General features: G+C 54.3%; 13 protein-coding genes. 2 read left to right on the forward strand and 11 right to left on the reverse strand.

Annotated elements, in window-relative coordinates; translation table 11 throughout:
• Positions 1-125 precede the first annotated feature (125 nt).
• From C5Y83_RS14650 to C5Y83_RS14680, 7 genes are all read right to left on the reverse strand, one after another.
• Positions 126-1301, reverse strand: a complete 1176-nt coding sequence (locus tag C5Y83_RS14650; protein WP_105330468.1) for a glycosyltransferase family 4 protein — start codon at positions 1299-1301, stop codon at positions 126-128.
• A 25-nt stretch (positions 1302-1326) separates the two neighbouring features.
• A complete protein-coding gene (gene truA, locus C5Y83_RS14655) occupies positions 1327-2121 on the reverse strand; it encodes a tRNA pseudouridine(38-40) synthase TruA (RefSeq protein ID WP_105330469.1) in 795 nt (264 codons plus the stop codon).
• 14 nt (positions 2122-2135) lie between these two features.
• Positions 2136-3149, reverse strand: a complete 1014-nt coding sequence (locus C5Y83_RS14660; RefSeq protein WP_105330470.1) for an aspartate-semialdehyde dehydrogenase — start codon at positions 3147-3149, stop codon at positions 2136-2138.
• A 261-nt stretch (positions 3150-3410) separates the two neighbouring features.
• Positions 3411-4385 (reverse strand): HTTM domain-containing protein, encoded by a 975-nt coding sequence (locus tag C5Y83_RS14665; RefSeq protein WP_105330471.1) that lies wholly within the window; start codon positions 4383-4385, stop codon positions 3411-3413.
• On the reverse strand, positions 4382-5050 hold the full coding sequence (locus C5Y83_RS14670) for a hypothetical protein (protein ID WP_105330472.1): 669 nt from the start codon (positions 5048-5050) through the stop codon (positions 4382-4384). The genes C5Y83_RS14665 and C5Y83_RS14670 overlap by 4 nt, the downstream gene beginning before the upstream one ends.
• A 152-nt stretch (positions 5051-5202) precedes the next feature.
• Positions 5203-6309 carry a TIGR03000 domain-containing protein gene (locus C5Y83_RS14675; protein WP_146117782.1) on the reverse strand — a complete coding sequence of 369 codons (1107 nt, stop codon included), beginning with the start codon at positions 6307-6309 and terminating at the stop codon, positions 5203-5205.
• 243 nt (positions 6310-6552) lie between these two features.
• A complete protein-coding gene (locus C5Y83_RS14680; protein WP_105330474.1) occupies positions 6553-7776 on the reverse strand; it encodes a protein-L-isoaspartate(D-aspartate) O-methyltransferase in 1224 nt (407 codons plus the stop codon).
• Positions 7777-7988: 212 nt separating this feature from the next.
• Here C5Y83_RS14680 and C5Y83_RS14685 point away from each other — a divergent pair, with 212 nt between their 5' ends.
• Complete coding sequence (locus tag C5Y83_RS14685; RefSeq protein WP_105330475.1) at positions 7989-8786, forward strand: HpcH/HpaI aldolase family protein; 798 nt, start codon at positions 7989-7991, stop codon at positions 8784-8786.
• Positions 8787-8810: 24 nt separating this feature from the next.
• Here C5Y83_RS14685 and C5Y83_RS14690 read toward each other — a convergent pair whose 3' ends face one another.
• From C5Y83_RS14690 to C5Y83_RS14705, 4 genes are all read right to left on the reverse strand, one after another.
• Positions 8811-9764, reverse strand: coding sequence for an ABC transporter ATP-binding protein (locus tag C5Y83_RS14690; RefSeq protein ID WP_105330476.1), 954 nt, complete (start codon positions 9762-9764; stop codon positions 8811-8813).
• Positions 9761-12034: a hypothetical protein gene (locus C5Y83_RS14695; RefSeq protein WP_105330477.1), complete on the reverse strand. Its 2274-nt coding sequence runs from the start codon at positions 12032-12034 to the stop codon at positions 9761-9763. The genes C5Y83_RS14690 and C5Y83_RS14695 overlap by 4 nt, the downstream gene beginning before the upstream one ends.
• A 233-nt stretch (positions 12035-12267) precedes the next feature.
• Positions 12268-12618, reverse strand: coding sequence for a MazG nucleotide pyrophosphohydrolase domain-containing protein (locus C5Y83_RS14700; protein WP_105330478.1), 351 nt, complete (start codon positions 12616-12618; stop codon positions 12268-12270).
• The gene (locus C5Y83_RS14705) at positions 12615-15452 is read right to left on the reverse strand and encodes a tetratricopeptide repeat protein (protein WP_105330479.1); all 2838 of its coding nucleotides are present in this window, start codon (positions 15450-15452) and stop codon (positions 12615-12617) included. Before C5Y83_RS14705 ends, C5Y83_RS14700 begins: the two co-directional genes overlap by 4 nt.
• 132 nt (positions 15453-15584) lie before the next feature.
• Between C5Y83_RS14705 and C5Y83_RS14710 the strand changes: the two genes are divergently transcribed.
• The gene (locus tag C5Y83_RS14710) at positions 15585-15905 is read left to right on the forward strand and encodes a Rieske (2Fe-2S) protein (protein ID WP_105330480.1); all 321 of its coding nucleotides are present in this window, start codon (positions 15585-15587) and stop codon (positions 15903-15905) included.
• The last annotated feature ends 24 nt before the right edge of the window (positions 15906-15929 follow it).

Here is a 15929-nt window from a genome sequence, read left to right on the forward strand (position 1 = left end):
AGGAGAGCCCCTGTTGTTCCGTTGTCATGCCGAACCGGCAGACGTCTTAATCTTACTCTAATCGTTCGAGTTTCAAAAGAGCGAACCATCGCCCAGAATGACGTAACCGCTGTATCTTTCCATATTTACGCTATATCACGACCGTTTGATCTAAGAACTTCTTGATAGATTTCGCGCAATATGCGGGTCATTACCTGGTGCGGAAAGACCTGTCGGCAACGGGCTCGTCCCTCCTCGCCTAGTTTTTCGCGTAGTCCCCTGTCCTGGCAAAGCTGTACCAAAGCGGACGTCAATTGCGAAACATCTCCAGGCGGAACCAAGAAGCCCGTCTCCATTGTTGAAACCACTTCACGAGCCCCATCGATGTCAAAACTGACCGCCGGTTTTCCTGATAGCAGTGCTTGAGGAAGCGCTCGAGCGAGCCCTTCTCGCAAGCTGGTATGGACCAAAACATCCATTGCCGAGATGTATTTCGGGATCTCTTTGGGTGGAACAAGCCCCACCAAGATGAAATGGTCCTGCAGGCCAGCTGCACGAATGTCGCTCTCGTACTTCTCTCGCAGAATGCCATCGCCGACGAAAAGGAACTTCGCTTGCGGACATTTGGCGACGACCTCCTTTGCGGCTTCGATGACGTACTCATGCCCCTTTAGATGAAAGAGCCGCGCGATCTTGCCGATCACGACGTCCTCTGCTCCGATGCCAAGTTCTGCCCGCGTCGCATCGCGAAGCGAACCACTTTCCAAAAATGGTTCGACTTCCATTCCACTGTAAACGGTGACAAACTTTTCACGCGGTGCGACCTTCGCTTCGACCAGCAGATCGGTCATTGCGTCGGCAACACTGACCAACATGTGGCACTGCCGCGCAGCGTATTGTTCGCAATGGATAAAGAACTTCCGAGCCATAGCAGATTGATATGGATGAAACGGCGCCCCATGCACGGTGTGAATAACTGCCGGCACGTTAAGAGCCGTCGCCCCCCTTCTCCCCAGCATGCCACCCTTCGCACTGTGCGTGTGAACCACGTCAGGCTGGAATTCGCGAATCGCTGCTTTGACTTCCTGATACCCTTTCCAATCGGTGATCGGATTGATGTTTCGTACCAAGTGCGGCAACTCTTTCACCGGCAGCCCTTGTGCATGTGCTTGATCAAGTAAGTTCCCTTCCGGCCCAAGACTTGGCCCGGTGATCAAAAGCACATCGTCACCGTAATCACGAATCAGATCGAGGCAGTTGTAGAGTGTGTTCTCCTGCGCGCCGCCGATAATCATTCGGGTAATCACATGAGCGACACGCATTGGAAAATCGTCTTTCGCTTGAGGTCTATTCGTGAGGCGGATAATGAACTTGCAGCAAGTACAGCCCATGAGCAGGCGCGGTCATGCCAGCTTGTAATCGATCGCATGAGGCGATGATGGCGGCCATCGATTCCGCAGGGCGCTTCCCCTGCCCTACCTCGACCAAGGTACCCGCGATGATGCGGACCATGTTGTAAAGAAAACCAGTCGCTTCGACTTCGATAAAAATCTTACGACGCTCCTGGGCATCGTGTAGCGTTACCGCCGCATCAATCATGGTGCGAACGGTCGATTGACGTGGCGAGCCGGTCGCTTGAAAGGCGGCGAAATCATGTTCACCAATCAATGCCTCGGCGGCCTTTTGCATCGACTCGACATCGAGAATCCGTTTAACAAACCAAGCATGCTTTAAAGCAAAAGGATCGTTGATTCGCCCTGGCTGTAAAACATATCGATAACGCTTCGAGAGGGCGTCGTTGATGGGACGGAAGGAAGACGCCACGTCGCAGGCATCGCGAACGACAATGTCCTCAGGAAGATTGGCGTTGAGCGCCTTACGAAAGACATCGGCCGGCAGCTTGCTGTGCGTATGAAAGCTGGCGACTTGTCCCCAGGCATGGACGCCAGCATCAGTTCGCCCACTGCCGATAATGTGGACGGTTTCGCCGCAGATACTTTTAATGGCGGCTTCGAGCGCCGATTGAATTGTCGGGCCAGTCGGCTGCGTCTGCCAACCGTGATAGTTGGTGCCATCGTAGGCAACCGTCAGCTTGATGCAGCGGCCGGTAGATCTGGCCGCCGCATGCTCCGATTCTTCCATCAAGCAGCCAATCTTTAGACGGCAGCTTGGCTGCGAACCAACAGTTCGGCGATCTGCACGGCGTTGGTGGCGGCACCCTTACGCAGGTTGTCGCTCACGCACCAGAACGTCAGCCCATTCGGATTCGAGATATCCTTGCGGATACGACCGATAAACACTTCGTTCTTGTTCGAGCAAGTCAATGGCATCGGGTACTCCCCTGCCCCAAGGTTGTCGACAACCGTGATTCCTTCGGTCTTCTCGAATAGCTCGCGAGCCTCTGCAACCGAGATCGGACGTTCGGTTTCGACCAGAATCGTTTCGCTGTGACAATTGGTAACCGGAACGCGAACGCAAGTCGGGCAGACCTGGATCGAGTTGTCGCCGAAGATCTTTTGCGTTTCGTACACCATCTTCATTTCTTCCGAGGTGTAACCTTCGTACTTCTCGCTACCGATCTGCGGAATCAAATTGAAAGCGATCTGATGCGTGAATGCCTGGTATTCGTATGGCGTATCGTTCAGCACCGACTTGGCACCTTCAACCAAATCTTTCTCGCCGGCGACACCAGCACCGCTGGTTGCCTGGTAGGTCGAGACGACAACGCGTTTGATCTTGGCGGCGTCGTGCAGCGGCTTCATCGCAACGACCATCTGCGTGGTCGAGCAGTTGGGGCTGCTGATGATCCCCTTGTGGTTTTGAATCGCTTCCGGGTTCACTTCGGGAACAACCAGAGGCACGTCTTCCTTCATTCGCCAGTAGCCGCTTTCGTCGACAACGATACAGCCACGTTCGACCGCCCAAGGAGCGAACTCCGCGGCCGCGTCATCTGGGGTGCTACCGATGGCGATATCGATTCCCTCGAAGGACTCAGGCGTCAGTTCTTCCACGATGTGCGTTTGACCGTTGAATGTGATCTCTGTGCCGGCCGAGCGTTTGGAAGCGAGGAATTTGATCGTTTTGTAGGGGAACTTGCGTTCTTCCAAGAGTTGACGGATCAGACGCCCAACGGCTCCAGTGGCTCCAACAATGGCCAGATTTTCGTACACGTGAAAGTCCTATGAGGTTAAACAAACTACCTAAACGGATGCATGCGTGCATCCGAAACCCACATTATAGATTCTCCAACCGGGACACATCAACGCGTAATGGAGTTCATTCGGGCGGTAGCCCCCACCCTACCCTGCCCTATCGGCGCGTGTCAGACTTCGTAACCGTTGGCCTTCTATTGCATTACCGCAATGTCAGTGGGTTTCGAATTCTTTTTGGAAATTCTGCCGTATGACCGTGGAAAACCCCGGCTTTCCGACTTAAGACGCGGTTGCCGTCACCGAAGGTTCGGCTTTTCCAAACCGCTTTTTCAGTTCGCCTTCGACCTCGCGAATGACCCAGGGGCTCACAAAGGCAAAATTGCCAACGAGCATGATCAAGCCGAAGGTGATCATCCCCATGCACATGGCGATTCCTAAGTGAAGTGGAATCGCCAACGCCAAGACAATTGGACGAGTCAGCCGCGGCCACACCAGAACGCTGTAGCTGAGTTCCCAAGCGAGCGAAACCTGAGTCATCAAGGCAATCAGCAACGGATAACTCGCCAACCAAGTCATGTCCAACGATTGGTACTCACTGTTGGCGACCGCTCCCCAAAGTGCGGTTCCTTCCCACCAGGTATCCCCGAGCAACTTACCCGTACCGGCGAAGAGATAGATCACACACATGTGTAGTTGAATCAATCGAATCGAAACATTCGCGGCGGTGCTGGTCGTCGGCAAATCTCGCATTGGGTAGCGTCGTTTTTCGATCCAGCGATCGAGACTGAATGCCTCCCCTGCCCCGCCCAGCATCAAGTACATCGCCAACATGACGTTAATCTGATCGAGCCCAAATAAAGCACCCGGCGCACGATGCACATAGCTGACCGCGATGATAAAAGCCAGCACACTGGTGACCTTCGACCACAAGCCCAAAGCGAACATCAGCAACACAGCCAACCCGATGATATGGACCAACCACAACATGGGCGGGTTGCCATCGAAGATTGGTAAATAACTGAACGCAAAGTCGCTCCCTCGGTGCATGCGATCGACAAGATCGTGCGAGAACCGCCCCCTAGCGCCCATGAACCCGTTCAGGTCGATCGACCATACCAGGTGAGTATAAAACAACATGCTGCCGGCAAAGATCCGAATCAAACCTAGCGTGGCAGGATCGGTCGGCGTGAACCAAAAACGGTTCCAGCCATCGACAACCCCTTGGTACAGTTCGCGAAAATAAGCGGTAATCATTCGCGATCCTCCGGCTGAATCGTATAGACGCCGAGCGGCGCTTCCTCGTAAAGTTCGGGATCGCTCAACGGTCGACCGTTCGCGACATCCAAGGGCAATGGAATGGAATGCTGTACCATCACGATACGAATCTTGGCCGCTTCGGGATACTGCCGAGCCAGGTGCCGTGAAATGGAATCGAGGTAAGCATTTCGCAGGTCGCGGGCAGACTCGTAGTCGGCACGCACCGCGGGGTGCGCATCGGGCGGCGGTGGCTCGTCTGAAATATTCGCCATGTTGAATAGTGATTCGCTGATCATAAAGTGGCGATGGTATAAGAGTCGCGGCCAGTGCTCGTCGAGGTTCGGAAAGGTCCCCTCTCCGATCTTCTGATCTGCTTCGTCTAACAACTCGTACCGCACCAAGTGACTTGGACCAGGGTTGGGAGCAAAGAATCGGTAGCCGTGATCCTTCAGGAACGCCACGTGCAAGTAGGGCTCGAAAACTGCTTCCGCCTCGCGTGCCCACATACTCGATGGAGGTGGCGAAGCGCATGGTCCGACGAAGAGAGCCGTCAGGTGTACCAGCAAGAGCACGCTGACAAAGCCACGAAAACCAGGGCTCCAATTCGGATGCGGGACCGGGCTTTGCGGTGGTGTCGGATTGGCGTTAGGGCGATTGTTCATGGTACTTTTCCTATCGACCAAAACGCGGCTGCGTCTGTCTGAAAAAGAAGTACGCCTGAACTTGCCAAGTGGGCACGAAAAAAACCCTCGCGAAGGGATTAGCCATCACGAGGGTTTTCTGGTTTAGTCAAACTTTATCGGGACGATTCGCCTTAGAGCGAAGCGACCGAATCGGTGCTGAAATCGAAGGTGATTTCCTGGTTGTCACCACCGGTCAGGTCGATGACCTTACGCTTGGTGACAGGGTTACCGTTGCGAAGAACGGTCACGACGATGTCGTAATCCTTCCAGGTTTCGCCCGGGGCCAGCGTATCGGTGCTGAACACCCGCTTTTCGCCCAGCGTTCGCATTTCGTTGCCTGCGAGAACAACCGAAGCGTTCTCAGGAACGTTCAGCGTAACCTTGGTTTCGACGGGCTTGCCAACGACTTGAACGTCTGGCGTCGCAGTCGGGTCGAAGTTGAAGTCGACGTTCTGGGTTTCACCACTGTTCAACTTGACCGTTTTGACTTCGCTGACCAGTTCGCCGTTGACACGCATTTCAGCACGAATTTCGTACTCGAACGTGTAACCTGGCTCCAGGTCGCGAGAGACAAAGCGACGGACGTTGCCGGTGCTGCGGGTGACTTTGTCATTGACATAGATCTTAGCGTCTGCAGGAACATTGACGTTAATGACGGCGTCATTGGCACGATAGCTTGCAGCTTCGGCTGGCGTCATTGGCGTTTCTGGTGGAGTCATCGGAGCTTCCATCGAAGGAGCCGATTCGGTTGGGGTGTAGTACTGGTAGATACCACTCGAACCGCCGCTGCTGCCGCCGCTCGATCCACCACTGCTACCGCCGCTTGAAGCACCGCTGGAACCCCAGCTGCCACTGCTTCCACCGCTCGAACCCCACGAACGCTTCTTCACATGATGACTGAACAACCCGCCACCGCTGCTGCCGCCACTGGAACCCCAGCTACCGCTGCTGCTGCCCGAGCTTCCGTATACTTTCGGAGCACGATGATGATCCCACCAACGTTGGAACAGTCCGCCGCGCCAGCTGCCGCTGGAACCGTACGAGCCACTGCTCGCACCGCTGCTGCCGCTCCAGTAGGAACCACTCGAACCGCCGCTGCTACCGCCGCTCGATCCACCACTGGACCCGCCGCTTGATCCCCAAGATCCCCAGCCTGCCTGTGCTTGGCCTGCGGTGGTAAACATTACCGCACATGCCAACGCTCCGGCCAACGCGAATTTTCGGCCAATGCTTTTCATACCCGGATTCACTCCAACTATCGTTTTCCAAAACACGTGATCTGCAATCATTGCGAGGCTAGCACCAACGCTGCCTTCCATGAACTTAGCAAGTGTAGCCTTCAATTCAAGGAGAATGGGCAAATTTTACTGAATACATAGAATTTAGAGATGGGGAATTGTATTCCCGTAAATAGCGGCGCAGCAGCAACTTACAGAGATCACATTTCTCACGCAGATCGACGTCGCTGGCGTTATGGACATCTAGCGGACCGCTTCGATGCTGACATTATCCACATACATAGTGCCAACGGCCCCAGCCGTATTAATCCGGAACAGTGCTTCCCGCGTCGCTGGGGGGATGGTGATCGTCTTTTCGACTTGGTGCCAGTCTTGCGTTCCCAGGAAAGGCCCCACCGCAGCGCGGCCTAATTCCCTCCGCTGTTCGTCGTAGAAACTAAGCATCAGCATCGGTGCCAATGTCCGATCGGTCCCCAACCCGATCCCATCAGTCTTCACCCATCCTTTGATGTTCAGCCGATGAACCTGACGGCCGTCGAGTGCCAATCCCTGTAAAGCCAACGCGACACGTCCAGGATCGCTGTTCGAGAGCTTCAAGCAATGCGTGCCACTAGGAGAAGCGGAGTCTTCCACCAGTTCCAATTGCCGCTGGTAGTACCACCCCTGCACCGTGCCGTTTTCAGCTAACGGTTGTTCGAAGTCGCCGTTTTCAAGGTGTGGGTTCGCTGGATCAGGCTTCACTTGACGACGATCTTCCGCTTCGCCCGTCATCGGGACGAACAAAGTCGGGCGAAGTGGATCGGCCTCAAGCTTACCGTTCTTCTTCGTAAACAGCACTAACGTTTGTTGATAACGTTCCCCCACTGGAATGACCATGCGTCCTCCTTCTCGCAGCTGGTCGATCAGCGGTTGCGGGACATTCTCAGGAGAACAGGTCACGATGATTTTGTCGAACGGTGCGTACTGCGGCCAACCTAAGAAACCATCGCCCACTTTCGTATGCACGTTGTCGTAGCCGAGACGCTGAAGGGTGCGAGCTGCTTTTCGTCCCAGCACTTCCTTGATTTCGATGCTATAGACATCCTTCACCAAAGGGCTCAGGATCGCGGCTTGGTAGCCGCTGCCGGTGCCAATTTCTAACACCTTATCGGTCGGCTTCGTTTCGAGTGACTCGGTCATGTAGGCCACGATGAACGGAGAAGAAATCGTTTGATCTTCGCCGATGGGCAACGCCATGTCGTAATAAGCCTGAGCTCGTTGCGACGACGAAACGAACTCATGCCGCAAGGTATCGCGCATCGACTTGATGACGCGTGGATCTTTCACCCCATTGGCCACGATGGCCGTTTCGACCAACTGATTCCGCGCGGCTTCGAAGGGATCACGAGCATCCGCCGTACGAGCGACTCCCAGAACGAGGAACGTGGCAGCGAATAACCAAGCGGTCGTGGAAATAGATCGGTTCATCACACTACTTTTCGGGAGGGTGAGAAGAGATTTCGGGGGTACGGGCACTTCCCATTATAGGTTCTGACCTCCAGAATTCGGACTGTTTCGCTACTTTTTTAGCTATCTGTGTGCGCGATCGGCGACTTACTTGCTTCCGCCAGCCAGTCATCGAAAATAGTCTGTTTCCCCTGCCCTGCCCCAATTCGGCCTTCTCGCGAAAGAATCGATACATGCGTCACAACCCTGTCAAAGCAAAATTGCGTGCCGGCGAACCCACATTCGGAACCTGGCTTAGTTTGGGCGACCTTTATGCGACCCGCGTGTTGGCCCGCATGAGTTGGGACTGGCTGGCACTCGATATCGAACACTCGGCGATCGACTGGGCCCAGGCAACCATGATCTTCGGAGCGGTCGCCGACGCTGGATCTGTTCCGCTGGCCCGTATTCCAGATGGCGATCACACGACCATTAAGAGAACGCTCGATGCTGGGGCGTGGGGAATCATTGTGCCGATGGTCGATACGGTCGAACAAGGAAAGGCCGCTATCGCCGCCGCCAAATATCCGCCTGTTGGAAACCGAAGCGTTGGTGGCGGTATGCACGCGATGAACTTCGGTGCAACCGCCGGCGATTACTACAAACAAGCGAATTACGAGATCTTGGTTGTCCTGCAAACGGAAAGCCCCACCGGGGTCGCCAACGCCGAACAGATTTATGCCTTGCCAGGTTGCGATGCGATTTTCGTCGGCCCCAACGACTTGCGAGCTCAGATGCGATCCGGCGACGGCACGGATCCTACGCCTGACCAGCACGAGGCCATGATTCAGCGCGTAATTGAAGCGGGTAAAAAGGTAAGTTGCCCAACCGGCATGCACACAATGGAAGCGGAAGAAGCCCTGAAGCGGGCCGAAGAGGGAATGCAGTTTCTCGCCGTTGGCAGCGACCTAAGAATGATGACGGTTTACGCTCAAGAGTCGCTTAAGAAAATCCGCCCCAACGGCGACCAACGCGACTTGGCCCGATATTAATCGCCAAATTAGACGCAACAAGAATTAGCCAGCCGTCGGTTCCGCTGAGATCTGCTGGCCCATCCCCTTCGTCAGCGCCATGAAGGCGGACTCGAGATTGATTTCCTCTTCACGGAACATCGTGATCTTGTGACCTGCTTGAATCAACTGCGTCGGCAGGTCGCTGTAATCTTCGACATCTTTCTTCAAGGTTACCAGGAGATGGTCGACCCGAGATTCAATCGTTTCGACAATCTCAGATTGCTCGAGCGTCTTGCCGGCCGCCTCATTGTCGCCAGCAACGGCAATCAAGAGAGTGGTCTTCTGCTTGACCTGCTTGATGACTTCGGAAACCGAGGCGTTCACTTCCAGCACACCACGATCGATGATTCCGATCTTGTTACAAACATCCGCCAATTCCGGCAGAATGTGACTGGAAACGATAATCGTTTTCCCCATATCGCGGAGTCGCTTGAGCAAGTTTCGCATTTGAATACGAGCACGCGGATCTAAACCACTCGCGGGCTCGTCCAAAAGCAAAACTTGGGGATTGTGAAGCAGCACGCGGGCCAATCCCAAACGCTGCGTCTGACCACGTGAAAGCGTGTTGGCGAACGCGTTACGTTTGAATTCGAGGTCGACCAACTCGAGCATTTCGTTACATACTTTGGTTCGCGCGGCACCGTTAATGCGATAGGCAGCCGCGAAAAACTCGAGGTATTCGATCACCTTCATGTCGTCGTACACGCCGAAGAAGTCTGGCATGTAACCGACCAAGCGACGAATCTCCTTCGGCTTGGTATAGATCGAATTCCCGCAGACGTAAGCTTCGCCCCAAGTTGGATTGAGAAGCGTGGCGATGATCCGCATGGTGGTCGTCTTACCGGCACCGTTGGGACCAATGAACCCAAATACATCTCCTTGGTCGAGATCGAGTTCGATGCCCTTGATGGCGTAGAAGTCGCCGTACTTCTTGGTCAGATCGATGGTCTTGATCATCGTTGTGCTATCTCACTATCGCTACGTCGTTGAACGGGATAAACGATTCGCACGTACGACCACGTTTGCGAATCCCCTTCGGCGACGGGTTCACCGTCGATCTGAACTTGCGAGGCGGGACGTTCAACCTTCCCGATCAGCACTGCTCGATCTCCCTGCGTGTGCGAGGAAAGATCGACGTAGCTCTGAAACTGATTCGAGAGGCCTGTGAAGTTTGGCCCACCTGCGGCACTGTAAAACATGGCGACCTCCATGATTCGGTCGACATCCGTGCTCTGCCGATCCCACAACGAGTCGCCGTCGGACAATTCCTGAACGCGTCGTCGCTTGAGAACTTTCTCGGTATTCTGAACGGAATGCCCAGGAAGAAGCTGAACCGTTCCATTCGCCGGTAAGTTCGGCACGAAGTAGGCCCAGCGTCCATGAAAGACGAAACAGTCGGTCAGATTCATGTCCGTTGGATTGTGCAATTCACCATCGATCAGTTCGCTCTCGCGTTCGTTGAGCGGCTGATTATCGACTTTGGACATCTCGCCCCAACCACGTCCCATTAAGGTTTTGGACGACCAGATTTGAATCGGGAGTTGTTCGAGCGTTCCGTCGGTAACATCACCATCGGTGAAGTCGATCGCATACGGCGTGGGCACGGTAGAGATCGACTGGCGAGCACTCATACCTCCGAGCCCTGAACCGGCGAGTCCCTGCCAGCTTTCGAGCTGGTTCCAATTGGCCACGGGAATCGCCTTCGGCTCGATCTTTACGTCGTATCGTTTTGTGTCAGGGCTGAAGAGATGAAACCAAGTCGTCGAACGAACCGTACGCGAAGCCATGTCGACGTCGAGCACTTCCACATGGTTCATCTTCAACACGGTTCCTTTGCTCCATGTCGCCAAGTACCAGATACCAACGCTGGCCAAAAGAATCACCGTTGGGAACGTCACCCAGGTCCATTCCATCCGAATATTGAAACGACGCAGGAAGAAGTAGTCGCCTGGACCAATCAACGCCAAGTAGGCAACCAAGATCGCTCCGATCATGAAGAACGAGACGTTTCGCACGCCTGGGAATTGATCGAGCGCCATTCGTAACTGGCCTGCGATGTCGGTGTAGCCGAAGTGAGCTACGCTGCTGCCCGATTGATTGGAGGATTGCGAATCATCCTGACGAACGCTGATGTCTTCGAGCAAGATCTTCAGCAGCGGCTCGCGTCCATCCCAGGAAGCGATGGGTTCGGCTGTGAAATCGAATCCGAAGAAATCAATCGTTCCGAAACCCGCCGCGCTGCGAACCCACAACGGGAAACTGGCCTGTCGTGACCCTTCGACCACCCTTTGGATACCGCTCGTTTCCTTCAACACCGATACGGTGATCGCCCCTCCGACGGCGCGGTCGATGCGAGCTTCGCGGCCAACTAACGCTTCGAGTTCGGTGGTGTCACGGACCTCGGCGACGCGATCGAATGTTCCAGGGGCGAAACGAGCCAACGGCTTACCTTCCGCAATTAGATCGGAACCAGCCGCCCCAACCGACATCACGAATTGACCGCCCAGCTTAAGCCACTGCTCGATGGCGTCTAACTGTGCAGGTGCGAAGCGAGTGACTTCGGAAGGATCGTTGGCATTCCACACGATCAGATCGACCCCTTCCATCATATACCAGGCTTTGGGCATCTGACGGGGATCGGTAAGTGGAACCAAGACGGTCGATTCACCTAACCGCGAACCGTACCGCTGAAGTGCGTTGGCCAGTCCCATGTCGGAACCGATTTGAAGAAACCATCGCTGTGTTGCTTGAACTGGCTCGGCGAGCTTGCCTACCGGGATCTCACGGATTGTTGTCTTGGTTTGTCCTGATTGGCCAGTGACGATTTGAATCTGCAAATTGGAGCTGCGACGGCCGATCTTCACCGGTACGCGATACAATGACTCGCCCGAAATGGTTTCAGGCACGCCAGCTTTTACTTCAACGGGAACGCCATCGCTATCGAGCGCGATCACAGCCACGCTGGGAGGTGACTCGAAGGAATTCGTCGGCATCGAAATACGGACTTCCGTCCAGCTTCCAAGCTTGAAACGGCCTGCGATACCCAGGTCAACGGAGATTGACTGGAGATTGTGTTCATTAGCAACCCAGAAACCGGCATCTGCAGCAGATTCTTCAGGAGCGGTTTCTTCCGCAGCAACGGCAGTTGAAAAAGGCGCAACGCAAAACAGCGCCAGCAGGAACCATGCGAGCAAGCGAGAAGTACGTTGGTTGAATAAGCTCCGCATCTTGATTCCCAAACAAGCCTGGGGCCGTTTTCTTCGCGGTACATTTATTACGGGCAAACAATTGGCTTGTTCGGCCGCCAAATCCGTTTAGGCGGCAAAAGATTCCCGTGACCTCGCCCTGAAGCACTGCGGCGAAGGCAAAGTAAACCTACTAGGATAGTCGCCTGGGCGTTTGTGAGCGAGCGGCCGAATCGATCGGCTTGCCGAATTTCCTGAGAAGTTTACGCCTGAAGTTACGGTTTTTCCGCATCATCGCAGGTACAAACGAACTTTCCGCAGCCTGGGCAGCCGCTGCCGTATTTCTCATTCAAAGCTTCCGCCAAGTCGATTCCAGCGACGTTGGCAATGGTGGCCAACCAAGCAATCACGTCGGCGAACTCGCCTTTCCGTTCTTCGTGGGTTCCCCCTCGCAGGGCGGAAGAAAGTTCCCCCACCTCCTCCATCAGCCACATGAAGGTTCCCTCGATGCCCCGAGCTTCATCCTTCTCGTAGTACATCTCACGGATGAGCTGTTGAAGTTGGCGAATTCCGACATCCCCTTCCAAGGGAGTCTCAGGCGAATCGCTGGAAGAATTGTCCGTCATGGAGCGTCCGATTCTTTCTTGAGTACGGCTAGAGCTTGAGCGTTGTCGGGATCGATTTCCAACACACGCTTGGCAACCGATTTGGCTTTTTCCAGGTCATTCGCCTTGGCATAAAGCTCGGCTGCTTCGATCGACCACGATACCGTTTTTGGACGTAGCTGACCAGCAACCTCAAATTCACGGGCGGCCAAATCCCAAACCTCTTTACCGCGATAAGCCTCAGCAAGCAACGCGTGCGCATCTGCGTCGGAAACTCGGATTCCAATCGCTTCGTACGCCCAGCGAATCGCCTCGTCCCAGTTCTCTCGCGCGATCAGGATTTCGGCCATCTTCTTTCGTAGCAGCGGATCGTGATGCTTAAGGGCAGAAAGCTTCGGAATCAATTTTGCTAACGCCTCGTTGTCTTTCTTCAACAGATAAACGCGGAGAATCGATTCCTGCCAGTCGGTGGTTGTCGGCTCCTGGGCTGCACCCCGTTCGTAATACTTCAGGGCATCTTCAATTTTTCCCTGCTTAACCCGTAAGCCGGCCAGCAAGGCAACCGAGTTTCGTTCAAAGCGATCGCCGTTGGCGGCCTCTTCGATCTCGGCAAGCCCTTTGTCGGTATCACCGATCGTTAAATAGAGCCGACCGAGAACGTATTTGGCCAGCGGTTGGTTCTCATCCGCTTCGACCGCTTTCAAGGCGAACTTGCGCGCGTCAGGCAATGCTTTGCGTTGAAAGTAAACGTAAGCCAGCTCCGCTTGAACGTCGCCATCCTCCGGATTGTCCTTTGCGGCTTGGAATAGTTCCGAGAAGGAACGTTGATCGGTGGAAGCGAGCTTCACTCCTTCAATTTGCTGATGGAGGTACTCGAGGTAACGCTTCTCGAAGTCTTCTTTGTCGACTTTAAAAATATCTTGCAGTATTTCATCGGTGGTGTGGTAGTCGCGATAGGCGGACAGCATTCGCTGCAGAGCATCGTCACCAAATTCTTGTACGATAAATTGTGAGTAGTAGAACGCCTGGCAGTAGGCCATCGTCCAATCATCTTGATCCTTGGGCCGAATAAAGCCGTAGTTGATGTTGTCGAGATTGAAGACATTCTTTTCAGCCAGCCGTCGCGCAAGCACCTGGTTCCAATCAGGTGGACGCTGTTCGCTTTCGTAGCTGACTGCCAGGGCCTCTGTAAACCAATGCGGAATGTTGAAGTTCGTTTGCTGCAGATTCACCACATGGACGAATTCATGGCGAATCACGTGGGCCCAGTTATACGGTTCCGGGATCGCTTCCGGCGAAGCCATTGCGATCATCTTTCCGGCACATGCCCCGACGGTTCCAATGTAAGGTAATCCGACCATGCGAGCACTAAACCAGCCGTGCCCTTTGGTATTCTTGGCATCGTTAAAGATCTCGATCAAAGTCTTATCTTGCGGCGTGTAATCAAGGCCTTGGCACACTTTGGGAAAGACCTCGTCTTCCAGAAAACGAGACAAGTAGACAGCCAACAGTCGGTCTTTCGACGGATCGAAGCGAACCTGAAAGTGATCGGTTTCGATTGTTTCATACTGTGCGAGGACATCAAGAACTTGCAGCGAGTTCTTCACACGGACATTGAATGGATCGGCCTCGAACGCATCGCCCAAAACTTTCTTCGCCCTCTGTTCGTCACCCAACCGCATGAGCACCATGCCCAGGTCACCATGCACGTTGATCAACTGGGGCATCTTCTCGCGAGCTAATTGCAGATACGTCACGGCGTCGGGATACTTACGAACGATATCGCTTCCTTCACCTAAGGCAGCATAGAACTCACCTGTGTTCTTATACTGTTGCTCGACCTTGGCAACCAACTCGCCCAGACGGGTCGCTTCGCCAGATTCACTATCCGTAGTTGCTTCTCCATCGGCAGCTAATAGGGCGGCAGCAAGAAAGCCGAGCGTTGTTTGATTAGCAGGATTCAGTTCGACTGCTTCTTGGAAAATGACAATCGCTTGTTCCGGACGAAAGTCGGCCAGCTTCGCTTGTCCTTGCAAACGTTTCGCCAGGACGTGCTGTGGATTAATACTGAGCGCTTGTTCTGCTGTTCGCAGGGCAGAATCAACCTGGTAACCATCGAGTTCGATTGTGGCCTTCAATGCGAGAACATCGGCACTGGCAGCGTTGATCGCCATCGCACGGTTCAAATGCTTGGCAGCTTCGGCCATGTTGTATTTTTCAGCAAAGAGCTGCGAGATGGCGAGCTCGGCCGGCCAAAACTCTTTGTCCTTTGAAAGGACGTCCGGAAATAAATCGTTAACGAGAAATTGAAACTGACTGCTATTCCGCGTCCACCGGGCATACTGAGCTGCTGCCAGACCGACGTAGTACAGGTCTTCCGGTCGCTCGAACTCGTCATGATTGTTGTAGTAGTCGATGAACCACTCGTAACCTGACAGGGCGTCTTCTAAGTCGCCACGACTCCGTGCTAGTTCCGCAGTCAGCCATCGGCTGAGCGTATGATCTTTGTTAAGTGCCAACGCACGTTTTACCGCTTCCGTAGCTAGTTCCCACTCTCCCTTTTCAAACAGTAAGCGGGCTTTCTCAGCAAAGACGTTCGCACTGGGCGATCCATCTTTCAGGTAGACGTCGAGCTTGGCCAATGCTTCGTCACGCTTTCCCTGCGCATCGAGCGACTGCGCAGCGAGTACAACGGCGTCGGCTGACTTTAATTCGTCGCCTAATTTTTCGACGACTTCGGCGTATCTCCCCCGCAGGAAGTCAGAACGCAACTGCTGAGTATTGGCGCCAGACGAAGTGTCCGCGATCCACAGCAAAGCAAGGTGGGCAGTTAGCACAACAGCCAGGCGTATCATCGAATCGACAAGCTCCTCCCCTGCTCTGCCCTGTCATGCAGAGTGGGAAAAATCTAAAATGCAAAACAGTTGTTATTCTAGCCTTACCAAGCCCCCAGAGCGAAGATTTTCGCCCGGAGAAGCGACAACCCGATGTCTGATTTTCACACGGTAGCCAAAGTAGGAGACATCCCAGAAGGCCAAGGCCAAGCATTCAACGTGGGTGGTCGAACCGTTGCGGTATTCAATACGAAGGAAGGATATCAAGCGATCGATGACTTCTGCCCTCACATGGGCGCTTCGCTTGCCTCAGGCCCCCTAGAAGATGGTGTCGTCGTTTGCCCCTGGCATGCGTGGGGGTTTCAATTGTGCGACGGAGCCTGGCTCGACAATCCGAAAATCAAGGTCGACTGCTTCGAGGTTCGTGTCGTCGGTGAAGAAATCCAAGTCCGGGTCGAAGCGAAAGAAACCTAACTCGACTCGTGAAGAGATCTGCTT

Origin of the sequence: Blastopirellula marina (genome assembly GCF_002967765.1) — a bacterium.
Taxonomy (GTDB): Bacteria; Planctomycetota; Planctomycetia; order Pirellulales; family Pirellulaceae; genus Bremerella; species Bremerella marina_A.

Bases quoted from the DNA above. Each gene is read 5' to 3' on its own strand.
- C5Y83_RS14650 (WP_105330468.1), bottom strand. From the start codon at position 1,301: ATGCGTGTCGCTCATGTGATTACCCGAATGATTATCGGCGGCGCGCAG.
- truA (WP_105330469.1), bottom strand. From the start codon at position 2,121: ATGGAAGAATCGGAGCATGCGGCGGCCAGATCTACCGGCCGCTGCATC.
- C5Y83_RS14665 (WP_105330471.1), bottom strand. From the start codon at position 4,385: ATGATTACCGCTTATTTTCGCGAACTGTACCAAGGGGTTGTCGATGGC.
- C5Y83_RS14670 (WP_105330472.1), bottom strand. From the start codon at position 5,050: ATGAACAATCGCCCTAACGCCAATCCGACACCACCGCAAAGCCCGGTC.
- C5Y83_RS14675 (WP_146117782.1), bottom strand. From the start codon at position 6,309: ATGAAAAGCATTGGCCGAAAATTCGCGTTGGCCGGAGCGTTGGCATGT.
- C5Y83_RS14680 (WP_105330474.1), bottom strand. From the start codon at position 7,776: ATGAACCGATCTATTTCCACGACCGCTTGGTTATTCGCTGCCACGTTC.
- C5Y83_RS14685 (WP_105330475.1), top strand. From the start codon at position 7,989: ATGCGTCACAACCCTGTCAAAGCAAAATTGCGTGCCGGCGAACCCACA.
- C5Y83_RS14690 (WP_105330476.1), bottom strand. From the start codon at position 9,764: ATGATCAAGACCATCGATCTGACCAAGAAGTACGGCGACTTCTACGCC.
- C5Y83_RS14695 (WP_105330477.1), bottom strand. From the start codon at position 12,034: ATGCGGAGCTTATTCAACCAACGTACTTCTCGCTTGCTCGCATGGTTC.
- C5Y83_RS14700 (WP_105330478.1), bottom strand. From the start codon at position 12,618: ATGACGGACAATTCTTCCAGCGATTCGCCTGAGACTCCCTTGGAAGGG.
- C5Y83_RS14705 (WP_105330479.1), bottom strand. From the start codon at position 15,452: ATGATACGCCTGGCTGTTGTGCTAACTGCCCACCTTGCTTTGCTGTGG.
- C5Y83_RS14710 (WP_105330480.1), top strand. From the start codon at position 15,585: ATGTCTGATTTTCACACGGTAGCCAAAGTAGGAGACATCCCAGAAGGC.